Origin of the sequence: Ruegeria sp. HKCCA4633, from assembly GCF_013034605.1 — a bacterium.
Taxonomy (GTDB): domain Bacteria; phylum Pseudomonadota; class Alphaproteobacteria; order Rhodobacterales; family Rhodobacteraceae; genus Ruegeria.
Window position 1 is genome coordinate 17,353 of the sequence record NZ_WQGJ01000016.1, and the last position, 26,845, is coordinate 44,197.

The 26,845-nt window shown below is 54.5% G+C and carries 21 protein-coding genes; 10 read left to right on the plus strand and 11 right to left on the minus strand.

Features of this window, described 5'->3' with window-relative positions; translation table 11 throughout:
• Positions 1 to 80: 80 nt before the first annotated feature.
• Positions 81 to 1,412 (minus strand): serine hydrolase, encoded by a 1,332-nt coding sequence (locus tag GOV85_RS21125; RefSeq protein ID WP_217358305.1) that lies wholly within the window; start codon positions 1,410 to 1,412, stop codon positions 81 to 83.
• A 273-nt stretch (positions 1,413 to 1,685) separates the two neighbouring features.
• Between GOV85_RS21125 and GOV85_RS21130 the strand changes: the two genes are divergently transcribed.
• Positions 1,686 to 2,672, plus strand: a complete 987-nt coding sequence (locus GOV85_RS21130; protein ID WP_171181922.1) for a DMT family transporter — start codon at positions 1,686 to 1,688, stop codon at positions 2,670 to 2,672.
• Between the two features lie 59 nt (positions 2,673 to 2,731).
• Here GOV85_RS21130 and GOV85_RS21135 read toward each other — a convergent pair whose 3' ends face one another.
• Entirely contained in the window at positions 2,732 to 3,289 is a 558-nt protein-coding gene (locus tag GOV85_RS21135) for a CHAP domain-containing protein (protein ID WP_245223323.1), read from the minus strand.
• A gap of 129 nt (positions 3,290 to 3,418) precedes the next feature.
• Here GOV85_RS21135 and GOV85_RS21140 point away from each other — a divergent pair, with 129 nt between their 5' ends.
• The 6 genes from GOV85_RS21140 to GOV85_RS21165 all read left to right on the plus strand — a co-directional run bounded on the left by GOV85_RS21140 (position 3,419) and on the right by GOV85_RS21165 (position 13,674).
• Positions 3,419 to 3,556, plus strand: coding sequence for a hypothetical protein (locus tag GOV85_RS21140; RefSeq protein WP_171181923.1), 138 nt, complete (start codon positions 3,419 to 3,421; stop codon positions 3,554 to 3,556).
• 304 nt (positions 3,557 to 3,860) lie between these two features.
• Positions 3,861 to 4,418: a hypothetical protein gene (locus GOV85_RS21145; protein ID WP_171181925.1), complete on the plus strand. Its 558-nt coding sequence runs from the start codon at positions 3,861 to 3,863 to the stop codon at positions 4,416 to 4,418.
• Positions 4,405 to 5,625 (plus strand): sodium/glutamate symporter, encoded by a 1,221-nt coding sequence (gltS, locus tag GOV85_RS21150; RefSeq protein ID WP_171181927.1) that lies wholly within the window; start codon positions 4,405 to 4,407, stop codon positions 5,623 to 5,625. Before GOV85_RS21145 ends, gltS begins: the two co-directional genes overlap by 14 nt.
• 233 nt (positions 5,626 to 5,858) lie before the next feature.
• Positions 5,859 to 12,311: a GAF domain-containing protein gene (locus GOV85_RS21155; RefSeq protein ID WP_171181929.1), complete on the plus strand. Its 6,453-nt coding sequence runs from the start codon at positions 5,859 to 5,861 to the stop codon at positions 12,309 to 12,311.
• A 3-nt stretch (positions 12,312 to 12,314) separates the two neighbouring features.
• The gene (locus GOV85_RS21160; RefSeq protein WP_171181931.1) at positions 12,315 to 12,656 is read left to right on the plus strand and encodes an Hpt domain-containing protein; all 342 of its coding nucleotides are present in this window, start codon (positions 12,315 to 12,317) and stop codon (positions 12,654 to 12,656) included.
• Positions 12,649 to 13,674 (plus strand): adenylate/guanylate cyclase domain-containing response regulator, encoded by a 1,026-nt coding sequence (locus GOV85_RS21165; RefSeq protein WP_171181933.1) that lies wholly within the window; start codon positions 12,649 to 12,651, stop codon positions 13,672 to 13,674. Before GOV85_RS21160 ends, GOV85_RS21165 begins: the two co-directional genes overlap by 8 nt.
• Before the next feature lie 160 nt (positions 13,675 to 13,834).
• On the opposite strand, the gene GOV85_RS21170 is transcribed toward GOV85_RS21165, so the two are convergent.
• The 3 genes from GOV85_RS21170 to GOV85_RS21180 all read right to left on the minus strand — a co-directional run bounded on the left by GOV85_RS21170 (position 13,835) and on the right by GOV85_RS21180 (position 18,218).
• Entirely contained in the window at positions 13,835 to 16,336 is a 2,502-nt protein-coding gene (locus GOV85_RS21170) for a cation:proton antiporter (RefSeq protein WP_171181935.1), read from the minus strand.
• A complete protein-coding gene (locus GOV85_RS21175; RefSeq protein WP_171181937.1) occupies positions 16,336 to 16,614 on the minus strand; it encodes a cupin in 279 nt (92 codons plus the stop codon). The genes GOV85_RS21170 and GOV85_RS21175 overlap by 1 nt, the downstream gene beginning before the upstream one ends.
• Before the next feature lie 71 nt (positions 16,615 to 16,685).
• Positions 16,686 to 18,218, minus strand: a complete 1,533-nt coding sequence (locus GOV85_RS21180) for a phospholipase D family protein (protein WP_171181939.1) — start codon at positions 18,216 to 18,218, stop codon at positions 16,686 to 16,688.
• Between the two features lie 367 nt (positions 18,219 to 18,585).
• Here GOV85_RS21180 and GOV85_RS21185 point away from each other — a divergent pair, with 367 nt between their 5' ends.
• A complete protein-coding gene (locus tag GOV85_RS21185) occupies positions 18,586 to 18,735 on the plus strand; it encodes a hypothetical protein (RefSeq protein ID WP_171181941.1) in 150 nt (49 codons plus the stop codon).
• Between the two features lie 393 nt (positions 18,736 to 19,128).
• Here the strand turns inward: GOV85_RS21185 and GOV85_RS21190 are convergent, their stop codons facing one another.
• Positions 19,129 to 20,757, minus strand: a complete 1,629-nt coding sequence (locus GOV85_RS21190; protein ID WP_171181943.1) for a N,N-dimethylformamidase beta subunit family domain-containing protein — start codon at positions 20,755 to 20,757, stop codon at positions 19,129 to 19,131.
• Positions 20,758 to 20,766: 9 nt separating this feature from the next.
• The gene (locus tag GOV85_RS21195) at positions 20,767 to 23,241 is read right to left on the minus strand and encodes a CoA transferase (RefSeq protein WP_171181945.1); all 2,475 of its coding nucleotides are present in this window, start codon (positions 23,239 to 23,241) and stop codon (positions 20,767 to 20,769) included.
• A gap of 105 nt (positions 23,242 to 23,346) precedes the next feature.
• On the opposite strand from GOV85_RS21195, the gene GOV85_RS21200 reads away from it, so the two are divergent.
• The gene (locus GOV85_RS21200; protein WP_171181947.1) at positions 23,347 to 24,285 is read left to right on the plus strand and encodes a GlxA family transcriptional regulator; all 939 of its coding nucleotides are present in this window, start codon (positions 23,347 to 23,349) and stop codon (positions 24,283 to 24,285) included.
• A 213-nt stretch (positions 24,286 to 24,498) separates the two neighbouring features.
• Here GOV85_RS21200 and GOV85_RS21205 read toward each other — a convergent pair whose 3' ends face one another.
• The 4 genes from GOV85_RS21205 to GOV85_RS21220 form a co-directional block, all read right to left on the minus strand.
• On the minus strand, positions 24,499 to 25,053 hold the full coding sequence (locus GOV85_RS21205; RefSeq protein WP_171181949.1) for a CIA30 family protein: 555 nt from the start codon (positions 25,051 to 25,053) through the stop codon (positions 24,499 to 24,501).
• An 11-nt stretch (positions 25,054 to 25,064) separates the two neighbouring features.
• Complete coding sequence (locus tag GOV85_RS21210) at positions 25,065 to 25,517, minus strand: TspO/MBR family protein (protein ID WP_171181952.1); 453 nt, start codon at positions 25,515 to 25,517, stop codon at positions 25,065 to 25,067.
• Positions 25,518 to 25,530: 13 nt separating this feature from the next.
• A complete protein-coding gene (locus tag GOV85_RS21215; RefSeq protein WP_171181954.1) occupies positions 25,531 to 26,034 on the minus strand; it encodes an aggregation factor core in 504 nt (167 codons plus the stop codon).
• A gap of 136 nt (positions 26,035 to 26,170) precedes the next feature.
• Positions 26,171 to 26,350 (minus strand): hypothetical protein, encoded by a 180-nt coding sequence (locus tag GOV85_RS21220; protein WP_171181891.1) that lies wholly within the window; start codon positions 26,348 to 26,350, stop codon positions 26,171 to 26,173.
• Here GOV85_RS21220 and GOV85_RS21225 point away from each other — a divergent pair.
• On the plus strand, positions 26,337 to 26,813 hold the full coding sequence (locus GOV85_RS21225; RefSeq protein WP_254443011.1) for a substrate binding domain-containing protein: 477 nt from the start codon (positions 26,337 to 26,339) through the stop codon (positions 26,811 to 26,813). The genes GOV85_RS21220 and GOV85_RS21225 overlap by 14 nt on opposite strands.
• The last annotated feature ends 32 nt before the right edge of the window (positions 26,814 to 26,845 follow it).

Below are 26,845 nucleotides of genomic sequence, written 5' to 3' on the forward strand. Positions count from 1 at the left end.
CAGACCTGCGACCCGGTGTCCTGAGCCGGTTGCAGCCTGCCAAGGTCGTTACCATCGCAAGCGCGGGATGAAGAGGTCTGTTAAGACGAATCGTCCCCAAAGGCTGTAATCAACGCCTGCGCCAACGGCAAGGAAGAGTAGCCAAACCGGGATGGCGTCAGACCCATCCGTAGAACAACCATGTCATGCGAGGGGAAAACGCCGATGAACTGACCATCGTGCCCCTGCAGCCAATAGGCATCTTCGAACGGTGGAAAATCTCCGGGGGCTTCCAACCAAAGGTGCCCTTTGGCATAGCGCCCGTCCGAGGCATCAACAGGCTCGACCATCCAGTCCACAAAACCTTCGGGCAAGATCCGGGCGCCGTCCCAAACTCCCTTTTGCAACAAAAGCTGACCAAACCGGGCCCAGTCACGGGCCGTGGCATACATATAGCTGGACCCGATAAACGTATCGTTGGCATCTGTCTCAAGGATCGCCGAGGCCATACCCAGTGGCGTAAACAGAGCCGTTTGCGGATATGTCAGCCCACCGTCAGGCAGCTTATCCTGCCACACCCGCGAAAGAACCGTGGTTGTTCCCGAGGAATAATTGAAGTCTGTGCCGGGTTTGGCTTCGGGCACTCGTTCCGCTGCAAAGGCAGCCATATCATTACCGAGATACAGCATCCGCGTGACGTCCGAAACGTCGCCATATTCCTCGTCCCATTGCAAGCCGCCGGTCATGGACAACATATCGGCCACAGTAATGCCCCGGCGCGCATCCACGGCCCAGTCCGGAAAACTGTCGACCAGATTGTCCGCAAGGCTCATCCGACCGGTTTCAACTAAAGTGCCGATCAATCCAGCCGTTATCGTTTTGGTCATGGACCAACCCAGCAGTGGGGTTTGCGCGTCGAACCCATCGGCATACGTCTCGGTCACAATGCGCCCATTTCGAACTACCACGACAGCGCGATATCCTTCGCCAAGCAAAGCCTCGTCAGACATGATGCTTTGAATCTGCGGGTCCTGCGACAGCGCAACATCATCGCCTGCTGGCCAAAGGCCTTGTGCGGGGCGATTGGGGGGAACCAACGACTGATCACTCAGGACCGCATCATGAACATTGGTGCAGCCCAGCCCTTCGCGGAACTGCGATGTCGCCGGGGCAAAGAACCGAAACAGCCGCGCTTGCACCGATTGCGCCTCTTGATCAACGTCGATCGAGACCTGCTTGAGCAGCGGATGCCCCGGTGCCTGCACATCAACGGCCAGCACCTCATCAGGGTCTCGTCCGGCAATGAAAACGTTCGAACAGACGATTTTGGCAGAGTAATTTGTGCCAACCTTCAACAGATCCGGTGGCGCGACAAGCAGGTACCCAATCAAGCCTGCTCCACCCACAAACGTCAAAACGCCAAGTGTTTTCACTATTTTCCCGAACATCCGACAGTGCCGCCCATATTGTCTTCCTGCCACGCGACGTTAGAGGCAACCGAGCAACGGTTTCTAGACTTCCGTTACGTATAAACCTGATGTCATCGGGCCAGGCTTGAAACGAAATACCTGTTTTGATCTGGCGCACTCTCCCAAACCCAAACTGGCACCAACACTGCATGGAATGCGAGCTACGACCACAGAGGGTCGCAAAGTGACGTGACCCGTTAGATGGCCCGTGTTAGTGGCCATTTGAAAGGACGCTCCATGACCGAAGGCCAAAAGTTGCAAAACCCGACAGCTGGTATTGTTTTCATTCTGATCGGAATTTTGGCAATTTCTGTCAACGACATGGTGATCAAGTTTCTGTCGGGTGGTTACCCTTTGCATCAAATGGTATTCACGAGATCGCTGATCGGAATCGGGTTCAGTTTGGCCCTGGTGCAGATGGAAGGCGGTTGGAAAATCTTGAAAACAGATCAGCCGGGGCTCCACCTTTTGCGAGGAGCGCTCATCGTCGTTGCCAATCTGACGTTCTTTACAGCCTTGGCTGTTATGCCTCTGGCCGAAGCGACTGCGGTGTTCTTTGTCGCGCCCTTGATGATAACGCTGCTCAGCATCCCATTACTCGGGGAAAAAGTTGGCCCCATGCGAATTGGTGCCGTAATTGTAGGTTTCGTAGGCGTTATAATAATGACTCGCCCGTGGGAGGCCGGTGGCACACGTGACGTTGGCCTGGTGATGTACGCCCTTCCGGTTGTCGCGGCTTTTACCTACGCGCTTAACAACGTGCTTACCCGCTTACTTGGCGCAAAATCCAAAGCCTCGGCTATGGCTGTCTACATTCAAACGTGTTTCATCGTCGTCAGCTTGTTATTCTGGTCGGTGGCGGGAGATGGACGTTTCGCCTCAGCGTTCGAGAACGAAAGCCTGGTTTTTCTACTTCGAGCCTGGGTCTGGCCAGAAGGTACCGATCGGTGGTTGTTTGTCGGGCTTGGGTTTAATTCCGCGATCATCGGCTATTGCCTGGGCCAGGCTTACCGTTTGGCAGATGCTGCCACGGTGGCTCCATTTGAATATGTCGGCCTTCCAATGGCGATTTTTTGGGGATGGGCAATCTGGGGCGAATTGCCAAACCTGCCGGTCGCAATTGGTATCACGCTGATCTTGGGATCGGGATTGTTTGTCTTCTTGCGTGAGCGCCAAAAGAAAAGAAACGTGGTTTCACAAAAGCGCGTGCACCGCCGCTATTAACGGCCCAAGCTGGTTGATCGGCCGGGTCGCACATGGCCGCGACGCGAAATCGGATTGGCTTACTCGGCCCCGCCAGGATAAATAAACCCATTCACCGGGTAGAAACTACCGTACTGGCCCGGCTGGCTTTCGACCCGGACCATCGTCCAGTCGTTGTTTTTTGACACATCCCTGACGCCCATTTTCAAGGATACCTTGTTACGGTGCCAATTGGCGTGATTCACGATGACTTCCCGTTCGGTGACAATGTCAGACACCACGGCCACATGGCCAAGTGGCATACCGCGCGTTGCCCGAAAGGACATAACCGCACCAACAACCGGCTCATTGCCTCGTGCAAAACTATTGCGTGCTTTCCCCCACCAATCCTTTGCATTACCTCGGATTTCGATTCCGCTCAGGGTACGTGCGTAGGGCACACACCAAACTCTTTGCCCCCGAGCGTGTTTTTTCGAGACCTCTTGAAGCGCCACTAGCTGACGTTCCGGATCGAGATCCGCGTCGCTCGGGCTTTGCGCGCAGGCCGAGACAAACGCAAAAAATCCCATCGCAATCACAGCGCGGGATGTGCCGGTCAGCAGCGGCCAAATCGTCGTTTTGCTGGTCCTGTTTAGCAAGAAACTTCGGTGTAGGTTTGAGTGGTGAAGAAGTTTTAAGGCGATAATGCGCGTTATGAAAAGAGCCCTGTTAAGCTCCGGCAGAAATTCGCCGGTTTCCCATTACACTTTTGCACTGGAGTTACACACATGTCCGACTGTTGGCGGCTCACCCCGGACATGGCCGTTCTGTGGGTATGTGCAAAACACATCGCAAATCTACAACCCAATGCAGGTATGCTCATAACGCTGCATGGCACCACTGACTTCCTTGCAGAAAGCCTTTGAATCTGGCCCACAAGTTTGGGCATTCACCATTTCGGTGTCGACTTACACGTGATCAACCCCACACGAGGGGTCCAATTTGATTGCTAGTGAACAACCGGCCTTTAGTGCAGCTGGACAGTGTTTTCCGGGGCCGACGAACGAATGACCTTAAAACATTTAGACATCAGAATATCAGCAATGCATGATAGTTTCGGTCACCGAGTTGCGTCTTTTGGCGTAAATTTTCAGATCCCGGAATCCTGTTTTGGTTCCAAAAAATAGCTACGAGGTGAATAATGAACCTTGCACATTCTGAGGGTCGAACATGAGTGGCCCTGCGCAGCCCTTGATCCGGTTGTCGTCAGCGCGACCGTTCTTGAGCACGTTGAATACTGCCTGTCCGGACGCCGATGAATTGCTAACACGCTTGGGAATTTCTCGATCCTCGTGCGATGAGCCCGAAGCACATAGCCACCCAATAGTTACGTATCATCTGTTTGAAGAGGTGGAAGCCGCCACAAACGACATTGATCTACCGGGGAAGCTTGGCGCTTTTCTAACGCCATTCGAAATTGCCGCGACTGAGCATTCCGGTTCAACTGAGCACCACCTGAACATCTATGGCAGACCCGCCGTTATGTCTGAGAAACGGTGTTTCGAGACACCTTTCGTTCCGGTGCAATTAGTGGCGTTTTTTGCCTGCTTGTTTTCAGAGATTGCTGCAAGAGTTGCCGGGAGTAGTTGGTCTGCCGACAATACGTTGGTAAACGTAAGCGATCCCAACGCATTACTAGATGACTTCAAAGGTTCCAAACCAATCCTGGCACAACTGACCAAATTGACTTGCGTGGACGAGGGCACAAAACACAATGGAATTGCTTGATCCTATAGAAATCGACAGCTTTGGCGCCGTTACAATTGGGATATTGGTCTATTTCCTCGGTGCACGGCTGACCCGTCGCTATGCCGTCCTGTCCAAGTACAGCATCCCAGAACCCGTCAGCGGAGGCCTCTTGGCCGCCGTTCTGGCTCTGCTTGTAGTTTTGGCCACGGGCCGGGCGATAAGTTACGAACTAAGCGCCAGAGATTTCTTGCTGGTCTACTTTTTCACAACAGTTGGTCTCAACGCCCGTTTCGCTGACCTGCTCAAAGGTGGGCCCCTTCTTGTGCTCATGCTAGGGCTCACGATTGCCTTTATGCTCGTGCAGAATGTGGTTGGCATGGTTGGTGCGCTCGTGTTCGGTTTGCCGTCACAAGCAGGTGTGCTGTTGGGCACCGCATCTTTGATTGGTGGTCACGGCACAGCCATTGCCTGGGGCCCAACCATAGAAAACAGCTATCAAGTCACTGGCGCTTCAGAACTGGGAATAGCCACTGCCACAGTTGGTCTGATTTTAGCCAGCGTTCTGGGCGGTCCCATCGCCCGATTTCTCATCCAAAAGAACGATCTGACAAGTGCCCCGGACGTTGAAGAGGAGGTCGCGACGGTTGCGGAACCAGCCACCGACCAACCATCGACCCTGACCCATGTTGACCTGATGAATTGCGTGCTCTGGATTCACGTCGCCATTGGAATTGGATATTCAGCCTTCGAAGCACTTGAGGCGGCGGGGATCAAACTGCCTTTATTCGTACCCTGCCTTTTAACTGGTATCCTGCTATCGAACTTGTTGCCGCCGCTGCTTCCAAAGCTCTCATGGCCGGCGCGAACCCCTGCGATGAACGTGATTTCCGAATTCAGCCTGTCCGTGTTCTTGGCAATGTCGCTGATGAGCATGGAGTTATGGACCCTTGCCAGCAGCGCTGGCGTGCTGATCACAACCATGCTCTTGCAATCCATTGCGGCTGTAGCGTTCATCATTTTCATCGTCTTCCGTCTGATGGGGAAAAACTATTTCGCAGCTGTGATATCGGCAGGGTTCGCTGGTTTCTCTTTGGGCGCAACGCCAACCGCCATCGCAAACATGACTGCGGTCACACAACGCTATGGTCCTTCGCCAGTCGCGTTCATAGTGTTGCCGTTAGTCTCAGCGTTTTTTGTGGATTTGGCCAACGCGTTCATCATTCAGTGGTTCCTTGGATTTGGGTAGAGCACTGTGTTGCGCCAACGGGCTTGAAGTAAGCTCTGCAAACAAATGCCTGTTTTCCTCTCAGAACGTCCAGCCAGTTACCCCAGACCAGAGCTGCTTGGATTGCCAGATGACCAACCATCGGCTTAAGCGCGTTGAATTCTGTCCACAAAGAAACTCTGTGACTTCTATCGTATGCCCTTTAAACTGCGATCTTGTGTGTTTCATTGGTTTGCGCGGGAGCTCGAACGCAGGTGGATGGGAAGAGGACATCGGAAGAAGCCGGAAGTTCAGCGTCGTCATCTGCGCACAGTGTGGGGCTCAGCGCGGATGATCAGCAGGCGCGGTTCGAAGCAACCGCACGGGTTATGCAAGCGATCTCCGAGACCAAGGATGATGTACAGCCGGTATGCGACCTGATTGTAACACTGGCAAAAGATCTCTGTGATGCCTTTTTTGCTGGTCTGGTTCTTGGACGCGAAGGGGATGCGCGTCAGAAACTGGTTGCCAGCGTCAATCTACACCCGGATATCCAACAGCTCTGGCGCGACGGCAAGTATACGATGGAGCCGGGCAACTCGATCGTAACTGACACTATTCTCAGCGGTGAGACCAGACGCGTTGTCGACATGGGCGACACCGATTTCCATAGATCAGGAGATGAGCGCTTTAAGCTCATTGTCGACACGCATGGGTGCCGGAGCAATCTGTTTGTCCCGTTAAAGGTAGGTGGCAGCGCAATCGGTTGCCTGATGCTGGCACGGAACGAAGTGAGACCATACTCTGACGATCAGGTGCAGCTGGTTGAAACTTTCGCCGCTCAGGCGGTCATCGCGATAGAAAATGTTCGCCAGTTCAGCGAGTTGCAGGCCCAATTGGCTCGCGAAGGTGCCACGCGCGACGTTTTGGAGACGATCACCCGGTCTCGGGATGATGAAGCACCGGTATTTCAGACGATCTTGGAAAATACGGCCCGGCTTTGCGAAACGGACGTAGCTACATTGAGCCTCGTAAATGAGGCGGGAACCCATCTGGAATATGCGGCCCATTTTGGCGATCAATTGGCCACATATAAAGTCGGCGTGGATCGTTGGTCTTTGGATTCGAATTTACAGATTGCCGAAGCCGTGCGGGAAGCGCGGGTCATTCACAATGTCGATTTGCGCCAGACAGACCACTACATCAACGGGGATCGTTGGCGCCGCCAATTGGTTGATGAAGAAGGCGTCCGATCGTTTCTGACGGTTCCTTTGATGTCTGCGGATGGTGATCCTGTAGGCGTCATCGGGATTTACCGTCGGGAAGTGCGGCCCTTTACAGACAGCGAGATTTCTTTGGTCGAAGGCTTTGCGGCGCAGGCTGTGATCGCAATCGACAATACCCGCCAAATGAAAGAGCTGCGCTCTCAATTGGAACGGCAAACGGCGACACAGGAGGTACTGAGTGTCATCAGCAAAAGCCGTGACAATGACGCACGAGTCTTTGAAGCCGTGCTTCAGCAGGCCACGGAAATCTGTGACGCGGATCAGGCGGCGCTGGTTTTGGTCAACGCTGCGGGAACCCACATTCAATTGGCCGGTGCATGGGGGCACGATAGAACCGACGTTGAATTAGGAGAGGAGTGGCCTCTTGATGGTTCGGTCACGGCAGCGGCGGCGATACGAAATTGCAAGGTTGTACGTGTCGAGGACATCGCCGACACCGAGTTCTACCGCTCGGGTGATCCTACGGCTGTTACAATGGTCGAAATCGAAGGCATCAGGTCACGGGTTGTTGTGCCCTTGATGCAGGGGGAACAGGCGATCGGTGCTATTGCGGTTAGCCGCCGCGAGGTCCGCCCGTTTTCTGATCCCGACGTGCAATTCATCGAAGAGTTCGCCAAACACGCAGTCATAGCGATAGAAAATACGCGCCAATTTCGAGAGGTTCAGGAACGGCTAGAGCGCGAAAAAGCATCGCGAGAAATCCTCGAAGTCATAAGCCGCAGCCGCGATGACGAAAGACCTGTATTCCAAAGCATTCTCGAAAACTCCAGCCGTTTGTGCAAAGCGCCGTTGGCCTTTTTATGTGTCGCTGATCACGAACGCGGTCTCGCAACGATCCCGGCCAATATTGGCGCAAGAACCGATTTTGACGAAGCGCTCAAAAACTTTGTAGAGCCGCTAACGCGCACTGAATTAATTGCGATCAAACCAATGATCGATGGCGAGGTCATTCGCCAGGACGACATCGCGGACGATCCTCTTTACTTTAGGGATCGTGACCCAAAACGGGTTCAGATGGTTGAGATTGAAGGAGCCCGCTCGGTTCTGGCGGTTCCGTTGATGAAGAACGGCACCGGTCTCGGGGTGATCGTGCTCTATCGTCGTGAAGTTGCACCTTTCTCAGACGACGATGTGGCTCTGGTCCAAACCTTTGCAGCTCAAGCCGTAATCGCAATGGAAAACGTCCGCCAGTTCCGGGAAGTGCAGGATCGGACAGCCGAAGTAACGCAAGCCTTGGAATACCAGACCGCCACCTCTGACGTGTTGTCGGTCATCTCGCGATCTCCAGACGAGCTGAGACCGGTGCTCGAAGAAATCCTGAGGGTCGCAAGCCGAATCTGCGAACCAAAATACGCCGCTATTTCCTTCCTGAATCCCGAAGACGGCCTTTATCACACTGACATCATGCTCGATTTTGACAGCGAATTCATGAAATTCATGAAAGCTAACCCGGTGCCAGCAGGACACGGGAGCGGCATTGGTCAAACAGCTGCACGAGGCGAAACAGTCTATTACAAGGATACCGAGGCGGACGAGTACAAATGGAAAGAGGCCGCGCGCATCGGGAATTACCGTTCGCTCCTGGGCGTACCACTGATCAAGGGCAAAGCTGTGGTCGGAGTGATAGTCTTGTGCCACGACAAAGTCGCACCGTTTGATGCAAAGCAAATCGCCCTTTTAGAAACTTTTGCGGCTCAGGCCGTAATCGCGATCAACAATACTCAGCTGTTCGAAGAAGTTCAGGCCCGTACAGCCGAAGTTGAAGAGACACTGAAGTACCAGACAGCCACATCTGAGGTGCTTGATGTCATCTCCCGGTCACCCAACGATCTACCGCCTGTGTTGGATGCAATCCTGGAGGTATCGTCGCGCATCTGCTCGCCAGAGTATGCGTTCTTTGCCATGCGAGATGCCGACGATGGGCTTTATCGCGTGGTTGTGTCCCATAATGTAAGCGACGCGTTCCTGGATTTCTTGTCAAACAACCCAATAGCTCCTGACGAAGGTTCATGTATAGGGCGAACCGCGTTGCATGGAGAAACGGTCTATATCGAGGATACTCGGAACGATGCCTCTTACACGTGGAAAGAAGCCGCGGAGATAGGAGATTACCTTACTACATTGGGGGTCCCACTTGTCAAAAATGGTCGCACGCTTGGTGTTATTGTTATGGCACACAGGCAGGCGTCGGCATTTAGCGGCAAACAGATCAACCTTCTGGAAACATTCGCGTCCCAGGCCCTGATTGCTATCAACAACACGCAGCTCTTCGAGGAAGTGCAAAGGCGCACGGCAGAAGTTGAAGAATCGCTGGAGTATCAAAAGGCCACGAGTGAAGTACTCGAAGTTATTTCCCGATCTCCGGACGCCTTAGAGCCGGTATTGGAAGCGTTGCTTGCCGTTTCGTCCCGTATTTGCCGCCTTCAAGATGCTTTCGTGGCGCTGAAGAAACCTGAAGATGGCAAGTACCATTTCTTTGCTGGCCACAACGTGTCAGACGCATTCACCGACTTTATCAAAATGCACCCATTTGAACCGGGGGAAACATCTGCAACTGCACGGGCGCTGTTGTATGGGCGCGCCGATTACGTCGAAGATACTCAGGCCGATCCCAATTATGATCCAGTTCTGAAGTCGAACCTCGACGGTTATCGATCCGTCCTTTCGGTACCGTTGATACGTGACGGCGACACAATTGGTGTCATCAGCATGGGGAGCAGAACCCCCGCGGCTTTTGACGAGAAGCAAATCAAGCAGATGGAAACTTTTGCGTCGCAAGCGATAATCGCCATTCAAAACTCGCAGCTTTTCAATGACACGCAAACTGCACTTGCCCGCCAAACAGCAAGTGCGGACGTTCTCAGAGCTATTTCTGAATCCCCAACCGATACCAAACCAGTATTCGAGAAGATTGTCGGACTGGCAACGACGCTGATAGACTGCGACCTGGCTATTGCCATTCAAGCCAATAGAACTGAGATTTGGCAAGTCGCTGTCGCAACTCCTCAAGGTGTGGAAGAAGTCAAGTGGACGGATCGGCTGCCGATTGATCCCGAGGACAATTTACCTTCCTGGTCGATCAAAAGTGGTAAGACGCTAAACATGCCAAAGTGGCGCTACGACGAATTACCGCGGCGCGACAAAAAAATCTTTCGCGAAAAGGGATTTAAATCGTCTTTGATGGTGCCCTTGATGCGCGGGAAAGACTGTTTCGGCAACTTGGTATTTATTCGAAAGACGTCAAAGGTTTTTACGGACGACGAAGTGTCGATTGCCGAGTCTTTTGCAGATCAGGCCATCATCGCGCTGGAAAACGTGCGCTTGTTTAACGAGACTCAAGCTTCTTTGGCGCGTCAGACTGCGAGTGCGGACATTCTACGGGTGATCAGCCAATCTCCTGACGACATCAAACCTGTCTTCGAGGCCATTGCAGAGGCGGGCGTACGGCTGGTTTCCTGTGACATGGTAGCCGCCATGACGGCGCAAGATAATACGTTCGAGGTTCTGGCAAGGGTCAGTGCAGAAGGAGTTGCCACCCTTGAAGGCAACCAAAGTTTTCCGATCGACCCGGATCCGATGTCCAGCTTTCCTGCTCAGGTTCTTCATCACAAGAAGATGCTTCATCTGCCCGATTGGGACACGATCGAGCTCTCGCCATTCGAACAGATTACGTATGATCGGCATGGCGTTCGCGCCGCTTTGTTGCTGCCCCTGATGAAAGGCAAAGCGTGTCTGGGCGTGTTGGTGTTCGCTCGGAAAACAGCCGGGGCTTTCACCAAAGATGAAATCGACCTCGCGTACTCGTTTGCGGATCAGGCGGTAATTGCCATCGAGAACGTGCGCCTATTCCGTGAGGCCGAAGAGGCGCGAAAGGCCGCTGAGGAAGCAAACGAAGCAAAAAGTGCTTTCTTGGCGACAATGTCCCACGAAATTCGAACTCCCATGAATGCCGTAATCGGGATGAGCGGGCTGTTGATGGACACAGAGCTGGATGCCGAGCAAAGTGACTATGCGAATACGATCCGCGATAGTGGCGATGCGCTTTTGGGTATCATTAACGAAATCCTCGATTTTTCGAAAATTGAAGCTGGACAGATGGATATCGAGAACCATCCGTTCGACCTGCGCGAATGTATAGAAAGCGCGCTCGATTTAGTCAGCGGCAAGGCTGCCGAGAAACAACTCGATTTGGCCTATGAGTTCGATGACTCACTCCCCCAGGCGATCAGCGCGGACCTGACCAGATTGCGGCAAATTTTGCTGAATCTTCTCTCTAACGCTGTGAAATTCACCGAAAGCGGAGAAGTGGTTCTGTCAGTTGAGCAATCTGCCGAGGTAAACGGATCACTGGAGCTGACGTTTAGAGTCCGAGACACAGGTATCGGCCTATCTAAAAAGGGTATGAGCCGCCTATTTCAGTCTTTCAGCCAGGCAGACAGTTCAACGACCCGCAAATATGGCGGCACTGGTCTGGGTCTTGCGATCTCGAAACGCCTCGCCGAACTTATGGGAGGGACCATGTGGGCTGAAAGCGAAGGAGAGGGAAACGGTTCCACCTTTGTTTTCAAGATTCAGGCAAAACCTGCAAAACCAGTTAAGCCGTCCTCCCGCAATCTTGTCGGCCCTCAGCCTGAACTTGAAGGCAAACGCATTTTGATGGTCGACGATAATGCCACCAATCGCAAAATCCTGTCTCTTCAAACCGAGAAATGGGGCACCCGGACCACGACGTGTGCATCTCCGTCAGAAGCGCTGAGTATACTTGGAGAAGGCATCGAGTTCGATTTAGCAGTTCTAGACATGCATATGCCTGAAATGGATGGGGTAGAGCTTGCCAAACAGATACGCGCCAAGAAGCCTGGGTTGCCACTAATCCTTTTCAGTTCACTTGGCCCGCGCGAAATAGATTTGGAGGATGGGCTTTTTGCTGCCAACCTTGCCAAACCTTTGCGCCAATCCCACCTGTTCGATACCCTGGTCACACTGTTCGCGACTGAAAAGCTGCGCGTAAAGCCGTCAAAACCACAGGACAAACCCCAAACCGATCCGGACATGGCAACGCGCCATCCACTGCGAATTTTGCTGGCAGAGGATAATTTGGTGAACCAGAAACTTGCACTCCGCCTGCTGGAACAGATGGGCTATCGCGCTGATTTGGCCAGCAACGGTGCCGAGGCTGTCGAAAGCGTCAACCGGCAGACATACGATGTCGTTTTCATGGATGTGCAAATGCCCGAGATGGATGGGCTTGAAGCGTCTCGCCGTATCAACAAAGCGCATCCGGATGGAAGCCGTCCTCGCATAGTCGCGATGACCGCCAACGCCATGCAGGGCGACCGTGAGATGTGTCTGGAAGCAGGGATGGACGACTATATCACCAAACCGATCCGCGTGCCTGTCCTCATCGAAGCCCTATTAAATTGCCCCAGAACAAGAAGGTGATCCATGACAGACAGCCCGATTGATCATGAAATCTTCATGGAGCTAAAGGACGCCACAGGCGAAGAGTTTGCAGCAGAGCTTGTGAACACCTTTCTCGACGAAGCGCCAAGTATGATTGGCGAATTGAAAGCGGCCGCGAACGAAGCCGATGCCGACCGATACCGCCGTGCTGCACATTCTATCAAGTCGAACGCCAACACGTTCGGTGCAACGGCTCTTGCCGAACTGGCCAGGAAAGTCGAACTGGGAGAACTGCCCGAAGCCGGAGACTTAACAGAAGCTGCCGCTTTAGAGACCGCCCTCGCCACTGCAGCTACTGCCCTACGGAGCCTGATTGATGTCTGACGCCCCCGGTCATTTGCTCATCGTCGACGACAACAAGGTCAATCGCTTGCTTTTGTCTCGCAGTGTAGAACTCTTGGGCCATCAAGCATCGGTCGCGGAAAACGGCCGAGTGGCGATGGAGATGTTGTCTGGTCAGCCATTTGACTTGCTTTTGCTGGATATCGAGATGCCGGAAATGGACGGTTTCCAGGTTCTTGAAGCTGTCAAATCGGACACCGAACTGCGGGATTTGCCAGTGATCGTGACGTCGTCTGTTGAGGGACTCGACAATGTCGTACGCTGCATTGAATTGGGTGCCGAAGACTACCTGCCGAAACCAGTCAACAAGACACTTCTCAGTGCGCGCGTCTCCAGCGGCCTTGAAAAGAAAAGACTCAGGGACGAACAAAAGCGACTGCTAGAGCGTTTTGCAACAACTGAGGTGGCCCAAGACCTACAGGAATCTGGCTTTGCCATAGGTGGTAAGCGCGCCAATGCTTCGGTTCTATTTTGTGATATTCGCGGCTTTACGACCTTGTCGGAAAACCTCGCTCCTGAGGATACGATTGACCTGCTCAACACCTTTTACACCTTGATGTTTGAGGCAGTTACCAGCAATGGCGGGATTGTCAGCCTGATGCTGGGTGACGGGTTGATGGCTCTTTTCGGAGTTCCGCAGCCCCTGCCCAACTCGGCGCAAAGTGCAGTGGCGGCAGGACATGAAATGCACAACATGATCGAGATGTTAAATCTCGAACGGCGCGCAGAAGAGAAAAGCGACCTAAAGATCGGTATCGGAATAGCGACTGGCGAAGTCGTCGCTGGCTATGCCGGGACAGACAACCGGGCGACGTATACTTGTATCGGATCGACCGTAAACCTTGCTGCGCGCCTGGAAGCAGAAACGCAGAAAACCGGAAGCCGGATGTTGATTGATCAAGAAACCTTCGATCTTTTGGAAGGGGCTGACGTGTTGCAGACATTTGGTGGCACCAGGATCAAAGGTTTCTCTGATCCGATCGATATTCATGCGCTTTGACCATTCGCGCAGCGCAGTGGGTGAACTCCGTTATTCAATGAACTCAAAATTTATGAAGCAACGCCATGAGCACACCGGCACGGGTTTAGCAGACAGGTAACTATCGAGACCTGTCCAAGCGTCATCAGCTAGGACTTCGTGCAATTCGAAAACTTGGGCGTTACTTCGGCTCAAGAAGCTTTTCCAGTTCGACACCTTGGTTTGCGGCGCTCGAAAGTACGGCTTCGCGCAACGCCTTACTGCGCTTAACAAGCCTCCGGAATTTTTCTTCATCCAAAACCAATAAGGTCGTGGGTACAATCGCTTGGACGGAGGCGCGGCGTTTTTGGCGGAGCAATAATTCAGCTTGCCCAAAAATTTCACCCCTACCCAACCGCCAACTCTGGCCGCCCATCTCCAATTCAACTGCTCCTGACGCAATGAAGTACACGCTTCGCGCCGGAGCGTTTTTTTGGATGACAACTTCGCCTGCCTCAACATAGCGCGTCTTCAAAGCGCGGACGAGCTTTCTAAGCCTCGCGGGATCCACGTCTGAGAATACGGGCAATTGTTTTACAAGCTCGGTGGCCCGCGGTGCAATGTCGATCCTTGGGCGTTCTTCTTCCTTTGCACGTTTCGCGGAAACATCATTCAAGAGTACGGAATAGAGTTCTGCACCTATGAGCCCTTCATCGAACATTTCGGTGTACTCTCGTTCTTCCAGCCGCAGAGCAATTCGGCGAATGAAACGACGCTGAACTTCTTCTGCAAAACCCGGGTACTGAAGCTGAAGGCCGTCAAGAGCTGTATCGACATATTCTGCGCGCCGATCAACAAGCTCCCTTAGAATGTCCGTCACCCTTCGCCCATGTATTCGGCGAATGCGTCGTTCTAAAAACCGATAAACGTCCCGCAGAACGAGGCGTTGTGCAAGCAAGACTTCAAAACGGTGCGCGGTCACACGGGCAAGTGGTGTTTGCAGCCGGAGCTTGTTGTTTAAAAAAGCGGCAATGCGAAACAAACGTCCGTAGTCCACAGTGCGACGTGCCGCTCGCAAGTATCCCGTGCGGCCCTGCAAGCGTGTTGCTTCAATAAGCCGGTCAATATCCAGAAGCGCCTTTTCGGCCAGTCGAATAGAAAGTGATCTGTCGCGCATGTGGCTAAGAACAAAATTTCGTTCCGCTCCTGCCAGGGCAAGGAGGCCCAGGGTTACGCGGTCCCGGTCAAGAATGTCTTTGCGCTCTTCGGCCGAGCGAACCTCTGTTTCCAGTCTTTGCCCGAACTGAACAGCTTCAGACCTGATGATTTCCGGATTCAGTTCGTAGCTCGCAGTTGTTTTTTCCACATCTTCCCGAACTGTCTGGAGCGACACAGCAACAACCTGGCGGGACAAGGCTTCGTCTACTGATGAAAGCTTATCGAGCCCAAGGCGACGTATGAAGGGCCTGAGAGTCGGCCCTTGAACGATCAGGGTAAATAGGGTGAAACCCGTCGCGAGGATACCAACGGCGCGTTGCGTCTCGGCGGCGACTTGATTGTTCTCGGTGACAGCAAGCGCCAATGCCAGCGTCACCGCACCTCGCATACCGCCCCAGAGTATTGCGTAACGAAACGGACGTTCCACAAGTGGTGAAACACGTACGAGTGACAAAAATGGCAGAAAACCAAACAGAATGAAGACCCGCGCGGCAACTGCGGCAACAATCACAACCAAGATCAGCACAAAGTCTGTCCACTGAACACCGCTTAACAGTTTGGGGATTAAAAGCGCCGCTAAAATGAAGATCAAAGCTCCGGCCCAATGCGCAAGAACGTCCCATACATCTGTGAGGCTTGTCCAAGCTTGGGGGGTCAGTCGGCCGGGCGCAGATAGGTTCAATGTGATCCCAGACACAACAACCGCGATTACACCCGACGCGCCGACACTCTGCTCTGCAATGACATATGTCAGATAAGGTAAGGCAATGGAGATCGAGATTTGAGCGAGCTCGAAACCTTCAATCAAGTTCATCAACCATAAGCTGGAACGCGCGAGAACCCATCCTGTCACAGCCCCCCCAACCAAAAGTAACGGAAACTGAACCAAAGCATCTTGCGGTCGCGGGTCGGGCGCGCCGACCATGACGAATCCTATGAACAGTCCAAATAGGGCGATTGCGGCTGCATCGTTCAAAAGGCTCTCGCCTTCGATTATTCGCGCCAGTCTTTGCGGGGCGGCAATCGAGCGAAAGATGCTAACAACCGCCGATGGGTCCGTCGTTGAAATGATGGCGCCCAGCAGCAGGCAAGCAACGGTAGGAAGGGAACTAACTGCCGCAAGAGCAAACCCAACGGTGAATGTCGCCACAAATACCGCGACAATAGCCAGAACGAGTATCGGCACCCAGTCGTCCAGCATACGTCGCAAGTTCATACCCAACGTCGCCTGAAAGAGTAGCGTGGGCAAAAAAATGTAAAGAAACACATTCGCGCGGATTGGAAACCCGAGGATTGCTTCCGCCACCGGGTTCATCACTTCCGTCAGATCAGTCTGAAGGAAAAAGGTCGCGGCAACACCAATTATGATGCCTAGAACCGCAAGAACGACGCTGTATGGAATTTGAAGGCGTGCCGCAACTGGCTCGGCAAGGCCGATAACCACGAAAAGCGAAGCAACCACTGTTGTTACAAGAACAATGTCCATCAAACGTCGCCTGTTATGATGTCACGAGGCACGCTTTCATTCGCGCTCACGCGGATCACCCCCGTAAGATTCATCAGTCCTTGGGGAGCTGGCATTACGTGGAATGTTTCATTCCATACAGACTTTATCCTTAAGAACATGGGGTTCTTGTAGGATACAGGTTCTGAAAATTCGATTGCCTGAGCGGATAGAGCAAAGCGCCACCTTTCGTTTTTGGCTTCGACATCTTGCCGATGACTCTCGCCAGCTTCACCAGCATAGTGGTTGAAATCCTTCACGGTAAAACCTTTTCAAGTGCAGCCGCTTCCCCAATTACGTCGGCAAGCCGTCAGAGTATCTATCAAAAAAACTAAAGCTGAGACCCGATTGGTAAAATACTTAGAAATCCGGCGACTATATGATCCCAGGCCGACCCCGTCGGCTCTGATCGATATTCGAGAACGTTGCCATCCTCTCCTCTTGTCGTCCATTTTAGTTGACCAGCTTGCTCTAGCGTCACGTTATAAGTGTATGCGGGTAGCGCCTCGTCCAAAACACCCATGGTTTGCGTGGTCAAGGTCGGCGAATCTATCAGAATTCCCATTTCCGTGTTTATGTTGACAGAACGCGGATCCCAGTTGAACGATCCCACAAACAAGTAACGGTCATCAACTGCGAATGCCTTGGAATGTAAGCCCGACCTGGACTGAGCCCAGTTGATACCGCGGCGTTGGACCTGATAGGCGTCAGGCCGTAGCTCGTAGAGTTCTACTCCACCGCGTAATAGTGCTCGGCGTTTTTTGGCATAGTGCGCATAAACGGGTGCGACATCGTTAGATGCCAGGGAATTGGTTACAACCTTTACGTCGACACCGCGGCTTTCTAGTTCGGTCAGCCATTTTACACCATTGTTGCGCGGCACGAAATAGGCGGACACGATATTCACTTCACTGCTGGCATTCTCGAAATACGGAAGCAATTGAGACGCAAGAATTGGATCTGAGTTCTCGAGACCTGCGGCTTTTGAAGGCGGATCAGCATACAGTTTTGCGGGCAACCAATCCAATGATAGGGCTCCGTCCGCAAAATTCTCTTTTGCTGACTTTCTGAGGGCCGCGCCGTACTGCGTTTGCTTCGCTTTCTCGACCAGTTCATTCAACATGCGGCGCGCATCACCAAGATCAAATTCTTCAGGTTCACCAACGACCACACGCGCAGAAACGGCGAACTCGCTGTTCCAATACGCATCGAAACTGCGGGAGACCTCACTTACAACAGGACCTGCTGCCAATACGTCCAAATCTGCGTAGTTCATTTCCTTCCGTGCCAGAAAATACTCGGCACCGATGTTTCTGCCACCCACTATTGTAAACACGTTGTCAGCCGTCATGGACTTGTTGTGCATTCTGCGATTGATGCGTTTGAAATCTGTCAGCCCTGCAATCAGCAGGCTTTGATCCCTCCAAAACGGGTTGAACAGCCTGATCTCTATGTTCTTGTGGTTGTCCAAAGCGGCGGTCATCGCGTCATAGCTGGACGTATCCATGTCATCCAGCAGAAGCCGGACACGAACACCCCGATCTGCTGCCTGCAACAGACTGGCTGCGAATAGGTGGCCCGTGGGGTCGTCGTGCAGAAGGTAATATTGTGCGTCAATTGTTCGCTCGGCTGCAGCGGCCATCAACAGCCGAGAGACAAGCGCTTCTTCCCCATCACTGATTAGCTTGACACCCGACCGACCGTCTTTGGGGTCGCCAAGCCGGTTGGCTGCCTGTCCCAAAGTTGTATTTGCACTCGCTGGCAGCGAAGCCGTCACTGTCTTTTCATATGTACGTGTTTTGGGGGCACAAGCGACCAGTGCAACCGTGCAGAATAGATAAACCACGAATTTCCACGGCGCCATCGACATCCTCCAAAACCCATGCCCTAGGTGACTACGACGGGGCACGCGATTGCAAGTTTGTTCTTTGAAGCCATTGGTTGTTTCTTTTGCCGGTGTTGTATTCGCAGGAGTTTTGTCGCTGACCTCTGGAGTCGCGATTTTGACTCTATCCCATTTCAAACGCACTCTGACATCAGCCAAGTGGGGACGGGAGCAATGCCTCACCAAGAGAACAGAAATGACCCCACCCCGGATTCTGCGCCGCAAGCCGCGGTATGTGGCTCTGTTCCCTGTGGGTTTCCTGCCCACCACAAGGTCCCGTTCGAATTTGTTTGATAAATTCTAATTCAACACAGGTGGTTGAGCCAAGCTCACCTATGGAGCGCACGTGCTGCCCGATCTAAAAGGCCTCTCTTATCTGGGCGCGCTGGTCTATTTCCACGACGCCGCTGAAAGCCTGAGCTTTTTGCGCGCCACCCAGGCGCTGAACGCGGCGCCATCGGATAACCGCGCTGGAAGACGCCAAGCCGCTGTTTGACACCAAGGCCAACCCGGTCGCTGCGCTTGGCGCCCAGATCGGCGAGGCGTTCTGGAAAGAGGCGCTTCCGCACATCCATTAACGCGACCGCTCGACCTGGCGTCACTGGCTGAACGCGGTCGGCGCTCCGACCGACTTTGCCGAGCGAGGCTAAGTGCTGACAAACCCCATATGGTTCGGGAGGCGGCGGGTTACAGACGGGGCATCGCCATCGGCTTTTTCCCTTTATTGACAAGTTCCTTGACCAGTGGCGGCTTGACGGCGTCGGAACGCAATCGATCAGTTCGAACCGGGGCTATTTCTGCAGGTGAATTCTGGCGCCAGACTGCAGGCCGAGGCCTTCGTCGACTGAGTTGCGGGTCAGGCGGAAGAGTTGATGGTTCGGCCTTAGGCTCAGGACCTGAACCGCTCCAACACGTTCCGGGTGATCTGTTCGACCTGCCAGTCCCGCCGGGTGAGGCCCATGACCCATTCACAGGTGGCGGCGTTGAAAATCTCTCCCTCGCCGCGCGCCCAATGCAGGATCACGCCGTTACCGCGGGTGCTACGGTCCAAAGAGTCCTGTGTGATCTCGCCAAAAACGGTCTGCGCTTTGAACTGCGCGTCGTCGTCGCCGATATAGACTGTTTCGCCCCACACCCCATGCGCGGGTTCCACATTGGTGGCGAGCCCAAGGGCCAGTATCTGGATTGCCGGGTCCGCCCCGTCGCTGCCGGTGGGAAAGGGCAAGCCGTCCTCCATCCGGTAGTCCACCCCGTCGACTTCGTAGCCAAAGATGCGAGAGGCCGCGCCCAGCTGATCGCCATAACCCAACTGCGTGTCCTGGAACGCCCAATGTTCGGGCCGGTAGACCGTGAAACCACCACTGCCCTGGCCGACGCAGCGGCCCAGGCCGGCATAGACGCCTTTCAGCCCGTTTGCGCCGAAAGTCTGGGCTCCCGGCCAGTTCACCGGGTCCACCTCCCACGCCGCCGTGACCAGATGCGCCTGATCGGTTCCGATCAGAGGATCGCGTTCGGCGTTGTATTTGTAGCAAATCTGGGTGCGGCCTTCGTCCTCGATCCGGGTTTGCCACAGGAAGTTGCCACCAAACCGCGCGACCCGCCCGCCTGCATCAACATAGGCGTCGACCGCATGACGCATATTGGCGGACCAGTATTCGTCGTGACCCACGAAAATCACGCATTTGTAGCGGCTGAGTAGCTCTGGATCAGCGTCGAGGTCATGTTGGGTCGCATAGTCCAGTTCGAAACCCTGCGCCTCGGCCCAGCGCGCGAAATGGCGTTCGTAACTGGCCCAGCCGGCGGAAGCGTATTTCTTGGAATAGCCATAGGCATAGGCCCATTCCATGTAGGGATATCGCACCATGCCGCCGGGCACATGCGGAGCCTCGGGCACCGCGCGGGGGGCGCCTTCGGGCAGTTTGCAGAACCCCCGCGTCCACGGGCGCTGGGTGGAAACGACCGGTGAGAATTCATTGCCTTCGGGTCCGTGGATTCCTTCGTAATGGTTCGAGCCACCCCAGCAGTTATAGGCCAGCCAAGTGCCTGTTGCGCAGACCAGCAGGTACGGCGCCGGGGGTCTTTCGGCCGCGCGGCGCAGCAGGAACAGGTGATGTTCTTCAACCCGGTCTCCATCGCGTTCTGCGCTGAGTGTGACCAGATAGCCGCCCTCGCGCCAGCCTTCCGGAATGGTGAAGTAATAGGAACCTTTCCACCCGCAACCGCTGACGGAACACTCGACGGGCGTGTCCTGATGCACGCCGGTTAGCCCGGTTTCGGACAGCAGCGGTTCATAACGCAGTCCGTCGCGTCCCATCTCCACGTTCCACTGCGCCGCGGTGGTCGACACCCGCAACGTCACTGTGTCACCTGGGGCATAGGTCATCCGGTCGGTATACCCCCAGATCTCAAGCACTGCGTCGTCGCGCGCCGGACCGATATAATAGTTGTCCAGGATATGCCGCGCCTTGGCCCGCGTGCGGGGCGTCGTGGCAGGGCCTGGCCTTTCCGAGCGTGTCATCTCACCATCCTATTCCGGCAGATATTTTTCGGACCAGCTTTCGCTTACTGTTCCAGCAGTGATCATTGCCTTGATCTGGTCGCCAGAGAAGCCGATTTCGTTCAGAATCCGACGTGTGTCGGATCCGTATTTGGGCATTGGCCCAGGGATCCCGATCGCCGCGCGCGCAGGACGAACCGCATTTGGCGCCACCAGATCACACCAGCGGCCCATCGGATGCTGGTTGTGTCGGATCACGCTAAAGGTATTCCCCGCCAGGTCGATTTGCCCCTCACTCTCAGGCTGCAAAACCGCATCGCGGGTTTCATGCAGCGATCGCAACGGCATTGCTGTGGCAGAACTTCCGGCAAAAGCCTGCGCCCAGTGAGCCGCGTCGTGAATTGCGAACCGGTCTGAAAGTGCTGCAACCATTTCTTCTTCAGGTATCTTGGCCAGGTCAGCCAGTTCCGGCACGCGCATCAGCGCGCCTCGTTCCTCGGTGGGGGCCGCAAAAAACATCCAATCATCTGCAGCCCGGTAGCAGTGATAAAACGGACCCCAGCCCAAGGCCTCGCGTCCTGAAGGTTCATCAAAAGGGGCACGGCCGTCAAAATCGTACATCAATTGCGCCTGTATTAGATTTCCCGCACCGGCCAGCGCAGCACGGGCAATGCCGCCTTTGCCGGTCTTTTCAAGCCGCAGAAGTGCCGCCCCCAGAGCTACGCAGGCACAGAACCCGGTCAATACGTCGATGGTTCCGAAGTGCGCGTGTTCTTCAGGCGTTTGCATACCACCGCCAAAACGCACCATGACCCCGGTCGCGGCCTGAGCCAGGTCATCGTAGCCCAGGTGATCAGATTTCGGACCGCGTGCTGGACCGCCAAAGGCGTCAAGCTGTACCAGAATCAGGCGCGGGTTGATGGCTGCAAGCTGCGTTTCACCCAAACCCAAGGCATCGCGCTGTTCGTCAGTGCCGTTCATGGTGATCACGTCTGATCTCTTGATCAGTTTGCGCAAGGCCACCTGCCCATCCTCTGAGCGCAGGTTCAACAGGACACTTTCCTTGCCGCGATGCGCATGCAAACCGAAAACGACAGTGTTCCAGGGATCAACCGAAGGTTCCACCGGCTGCACGGACGTCACTTGCGCTCCGAAGCGGGCCAGGGTCGATCCGATGGTCGGACCGGCGATTACGTTGGTCAGGTCCAGCACCTTCAACCCGTCGAGCCAGCCTCCCGCGCTGTCGCCGCCTTTTCCCGTCCGGGGAGCCTCAGCCAGGATGTCGGTCAAAGGGGCGCTATCTGAATCCGGCCCCGGACGTTTGACCAAGGCACCCTCATCTCCGGCCAACCACGCTACGTTCCCCATCTGCCGCATGGCACCATGGCGCGGGTCGTCGACCTCCAGCACCAAACCTGAGGCCAGCGCATGAGGATCCGCCAGCCATTCCCTGGTAAATCGTTGCGCCGTGGCTGGCGCCTTGGCCGCGCCAAACAGGACCTCCCATTCTTGCGAGGGCTTGGTCAGAAACGCAGCCTTCATGGCTGCTGACACGCGCGCCCGGTCCCGGTCGCCAACGGGGTAGTTGCGCAGGGACCAGTCATCCGGCCAGTCCACCGTATCCAGATAAGCATCGAAATCAGGCAACTCATCCGCCAGTTCTTTCAGGCCCAGCGTCTCCAACACCCGACGTGGATGTGTTTTGACGCTGCCCGCCACGACATAGAACCCACGCCCGTCCGCGCAGGTATAAGTGCGGTAGAACGGATCCAGGAACTCTTCCAGCTCACCAAAGCTGAGGTCCATGGACAGACCTTCGGCCGCACGCCGGTCAAGCTCTAACTCACGCGGGGATTTGTAACGTTCGGGGTAATCCTCGATCTGTTCACAGTTATAGACCAACCCCTCCAGCAGCGAAGAGGCCAGCGGAACCTCAATGTGCTCTCCTCCATTGCGGTTCCGGGCAAGCAGCGCAAATTGAACCGCCATTGCGCCGAATGCCGCCCCATAAGCCGAAGCAAGCGTCAGCGGAGTAAAGGACGGGTTGATCCCCATCAATCGCCGGTTCAGGCCCATATCAGTGAACTGCCCAGTACGCGCAGCGATTACGGCCTCCCAGGCTGGCAGATCTGCCAGAGCCGGGTCTGTCGAGGCGAAGCCTGGCAAGGACAGCGACACGATGCGCGGGTTGATTTCGCGCAGTGCCTCAGGCTCCAGACCCAACCGCTCCATCACACCGGGTCGGAAGTTTTCGATCACCACATCAGCGCGCGCGACCAGTTCGCGTGCCGTCCTCAGGTCCGCCTCGGTTTTCAGATCCAAAGTCACCGCAGTTTTCCCCCGCGACAGCATGTCGGTGGCGGGGTCCTTCAGCCGCGGCCCACCGGGCGGGTCGATGCGGATCACGTCAGCCCCCATATCGGCCAACATCATGCCGACCAAGGGACCAGCCAGATATTGGCCAAAATCAAGCACACGGATGTGGTCAAGGGGCCGTGTCGTCATATCAACCTATCTCCTTGTCGGGCTTCTAGCACTGAACTGACGTTACGATTGCGTTTCCGAAGCCGCCGAACCAATATTGCCAAAAAACGCGCGGATTCTGCCAAGATGGCTCCACTCACCATCACAGTTCTTTTGTCGGAGCGGTTCTCTAACATCGTCCTCGCCTGCCTGCTGGAACCTCTGCGTGTTGTGCGCGACAGCGGTGGGGCAGACATCCGGTGGACAATTCTGACGGTGAATGACGCGCCTGTGACCAGCTCAAGCGGCATTCGGGTTGCGCCAGACGACTGCCTTAAACACATGGAAGCGGCCAACCTGACGCTAATCGTAGGCGGGGATGACTTCCGCAAAGAGGCCGCAGAAAAACAACTCTCACGGCAGCTGCGCCCTCTGCTGCGGTCAGGAGTGGTGATCGGAGCAGACACTGGCGCATGGCTGATGGCAACCTTGGGGTTGCTTAACGGTCGACGGGCAACCATTCACTGGCAGCTCTTTGACGAGTTTTCTGAAAGCTTTCTGGCCACTGCGGTATCACCTGACCGGTTTGTGCAAGATGGGCGGTTTTGGACCTGTGGCAGTGCGGCAACCGCGCTTGATCTGATTCTGGAATTTATTACTGGCCACTTCGGGGCCGCCGCTGCGCAAGAGGCGCCGGCCATGTTCCTGCAGGACAACACAACTGCGCAACTTTCCGGCTCCGCGCTGCATGGGCTCCGCGCCTTCGGCTCCGAGAAGCTGCGTATGCTGTCCGCCAGGATGGCTGACACGCTGGAAAAACCCCTGCCTCTGGCCGAGCTTGCGGCCTGCGCCAACATGTCTGAACGCAGTCTGGCGCGCCTGTTCCACCAAGAACTCGGAGTGTCCCCTGGACGGCACTACCAGGCCATGCGCCTGACACGTGCGCGTGATCTGAGCACACACACCCGGCTGAGCATCGAGGAAATCGCCCTGCGCTGCGGCTTTTCTTCAGGCTCGGGGCTGCGCAGGGCATTTCAAAAGCAATATGGCCAGCCGATCCGAAGGAGAACCGGCAGCCCCCCGTAGCGGGCGTCCACGGCAGAGTCATTTCTGTGTTCAGGATCAGACATGGTCCTCGTTTGCGCTTGGCTGCTGGTAGAGTACGTTTGAATTGAGGTTGCGTCAAAACCACCAGCCTTGATTGGATGGCCGAGGTTTTCGCGAAATCAACGTCCTGAGACAAGACAACCTCAAGTTTCACAATGGCTGGCATCCGAGGTGAAACTAGGAACCTGACCTTCAGTAGAAACCAATCTCGCTGACATCTACGCGGGCCTCGTGATCGTGCCCGTAGGCTACAACTCCAACTGAAGTGATTTCGTCAGCAATGGGAGTAGCACGCAACATGGCACCTGAAGCCTTGAAACCTGACAGAGGTAAATGAACTTCGGTCCAATCGTCAGAAGTTGCGAACTCGGCCTGATAGTATTGCCACGGTAGCACTGTGCCACGCGTTCTGAGGTGAACAAAGTAATGTTCGCCGTTCCCCCGCACCAATAACCTGACACCTGATACACCATCATCCGGTCGATCAGACAACTTGCGTCGGAACTGGATGAAGCCCCCGTTATTTTCTGTACTCACGGTTCCGGTCAACCGTGCGAATGCAACATCACCTTCCGAACGAAACTGCACGTGCCCTGAAGAAACTCCTCCCATCACCGTGTCGGCAACGTAGTCCCAACGCGTCTCCGGAGACTTGGAGAAGTCTTCAGTCAGTTTTCCATCAGCCTGAGCCATTGTGCATCCGATGATAACAAGACCTGAAACAAGTCCAATGAAGTTGGCTCGCATATTGTTCCTTCTCAGTTCAGTAGCGCAATTGAAAGGTTCAGCGCCGTGGCAAATGCAACCCATGCGAAGTACGGCAGGAAGGCCAGCGCGGAGACACGATCAGAGTGCCTGACCCGAGCAATGAACGTGGCGATGACAGCCAACAACGCAACAATAACCACAAGGGCAAACCACGGCAGCTGCAGAACGAAAAAGGTTGGAGACCACAAAAAGTTAAGACCCATCTGCGCCCACCAAAGATTCATTGCGGTCGAGCTTCGGTCTGTTTCGAACTGACGCCAACCGACCATGGCAATCAATACATAAAGCACAGTCCAGACCAGGCCAAATATCCAATTTGGTGGATTGAAAGCCGGTTTAGAAAGCTGCGCGTACCATTCGTCAGGTGCAGTCAGTGTCCCAATCAGGATGCCGCCGCCCACCACAAGCGCAAGGAATGCTATGCGGATCAACCAGTTCGACATTGTAGGATAGCTTTCAGCAGTCCTTGGTCGTCACTTTAACAAATGCTTCGGAAGAGAAGATCGCAGTACTGGTCTCACCCTCATCGGTAAATGACACCGTGGCGCCTTCGATCTCTGACCCTGTTACGGTGATTTCGCGTTGCCCGATAGTGTCATCGACATCAATGGTAAAGGAGAGTTTGTCCCCGGCTGCGAGGGAGGCGATCTCAAGTTCAATTGCATCTTGCCCGTCCACGACCGCGGGAATTTGTCGCAAGGCATCCGCACCCTCAACGAATTCAAGCGGTTGGAAGACCTCTACACCCGCACCCTTTTCGGTAACGTCGAAAATCAAACGTCCGGCAGATTGCGACAAGTCAATTTTGACGGTCGAGGCTTCTACTTCGCAAGCTCCGACGTTTGTCAGAACAAAACGGTCTTTGGGTGCGCCTTCTATAAAGCGAATTTGTACACCAGCCTGAAGCGAAGTGGCTGCAAATAATCCAAAGGTCGCCGCAAGAATACTCTTCGGGAGCATATTTATCTCCTTGCTTAAAGGTTCTTGATAGATACGCTTCGACGGGTTTCTTGGATCAGACTTATGCCCTTAAGCTTTCGTGGTTCAGCCGACAAGACCTTTCGAAGTTCCATGCACCGCTGTCCTAAGGATTACGTCAAAACATGCCATTGTCATTCTCACTGTTTGCTGGAACTTCCTGAAGAACATCCCAGTGCTCGACAACCTTTCCTTCAGCATCCAGGCGAATGATATCGATCCCTGCGTACTCGAGACCATCGGGCCAGATTCGATGGCAATGCAGAATAAGCGCGCCGATTGACTTGGGACGGAGCATTGTTTCCAAGGTTATTGCCGAATTCACCCAAGAGAACCCTGCCATCTCAATCGAACTGTCCCTCTCAGACGGCTACGTCGACCTTGTAGGCCAGGGTTTTGACCTCGCCGTTCGCTTCGGCAACATCACAGACAGCTCGTTCAGATTGCGAAATCTAGGAAGCTACCAACGGTTCGTATGTGCATCCCCTAGTTACCTAACCTCATTTGGAACGCCTGAAAAACCAGAAGATCTATTAAACTACAACTGCTTGGTCATGAGGTTTGGCGACATGATCGACAACGTTTGGGAGTTTGGATCAGGACCAAATGCCCAGCGCGTATCAGTAAAAGGAAATCGAATAGTCAATGATGGTTCACTCATCCGCGATTGGGCGATTGCAGGCCATGGGGTCGTATTGAAGTCGGAGCTGGATGTCGGCGACGATGTTCGATCTGGCATGTCAATCGGCATTGAACATTGACCCCCTATCGGCATCCAATATTGACCCCGGTT

What these genes read in the sequence shown, in the direction of transcription:
- GOV85_RS21165 (WP_171181933.1), top strand. Translation starts at nt 12,649, where the DNA reads ATGTCTGACGCCCCCGGTCATTTGCTCATCGTCGACGACAACAAGGTC.
- GOV85_RS21210 (WP_171181952.1), bottom strand. Translation starts at nt 25,517, where the DNA reads ATGTCGAACTGGTTGATCCGCATAGCATTCCTTGCGCTTGTGGTGGGC.
- gltS (WP_171181927.1), top strand. Translation starts at nt 4,405, where the DNA reads ATGGAATTGCTTGATCCTATAGAAATCGACAGCTTTGGCGCCGTTACA.
- GOV85_RS21215 (WP_171181954.1), bottom strand. Translation starts at nt 26,034, where the DNA reads ATGCTCCCGAAGAGTATTCTTGCGGCGACCTTTGGATTATTTGCAGCC.
- GOV85_RS21130 (WP_171181922.1), top strand. Translation starts at nt 1,686, where the DNA reads ATGACCGAAGGCCAAAAGTTGCAAAACCCGACAGCTGGTATTGTTTTC.
- GOV85_RS21145 (WP_171181925.1), top strand. Translation starts at nt 3,861, where the DNA reads ATGAGTGGCCCTGCGCAGCCCTTGATCCGGTTGTCGTCAGCGCGACCG.
- GOV85_RS21205 (WP_171181949.1), bottom strand. Translation starts at nt 25,053, where the DNA reads ATGCGAGCCAACTTCATTGGACTTGTTTCAGGTCTTGTTATCATCGGA.
- GOV85_RS21220 (WP_171181891.1), bottom strand. Translation starts at nt 26,350, where the DNA reads ATGCTCCGTCCCAAGTCAATCGGCGCGCTTATTCTGCATTGCCATCGA.
- GOV85_RS21200 (WP_171181947.1), top strand. Translation starts at nt 23,347, where the DNA reads ATGGCTCCACTCACCATCACAGTTCTTTTGTCGGAGCGGTTCTCTAAC.
- GOV85_RS21140 (WP_171181923.1), top strand. Translation starts at nt 3,419, where the DNA reads ATGTCCGACTGTTGGCGGCTCACCCCGGACATGGCCGTTCTGTGGGTA.
- GOV85_RS21160 (WP_171181931.1), top strand. Translation starts at nt 12,315, where the DNA reads ATGACAGACAGCCCGATTGATCATGAAATCTTCATGGAGCTAAAGGAC.
- GOV85_RS21170 (WP_171181935.1), bottom strand. Translation starts at nt 16,336, where the DNA reads ATGGACATTGTTCTTGTAACAACAGTGGTTGCTTCGCTTTTCGTGGTT.
- GOV85_RS21180 (WP_171181939.1), bottom strand. Translation starts at nt 18,218, where the DNA reads ATGGCGCCGTGGAAATTCGTGGTTTATCTATTCTGCACGGTTGCACTG.
- GOV85_RS21195 (WP_171181945.1), bottom strand. Translation starts at nt 23,241, where the DNA reads ATGACGACACGGCCCCTTGACCACATCCGTGTGCTTGATTTTGGCCAA.
- GOV85_RS21190 (WP_171181943.1), bottom strand. Translation starts at nt 20,757, where the DNA reads ATGACACGCTCGGAAAGGCCAGGCCCTGCCACGACGCCCCGCACGCGG.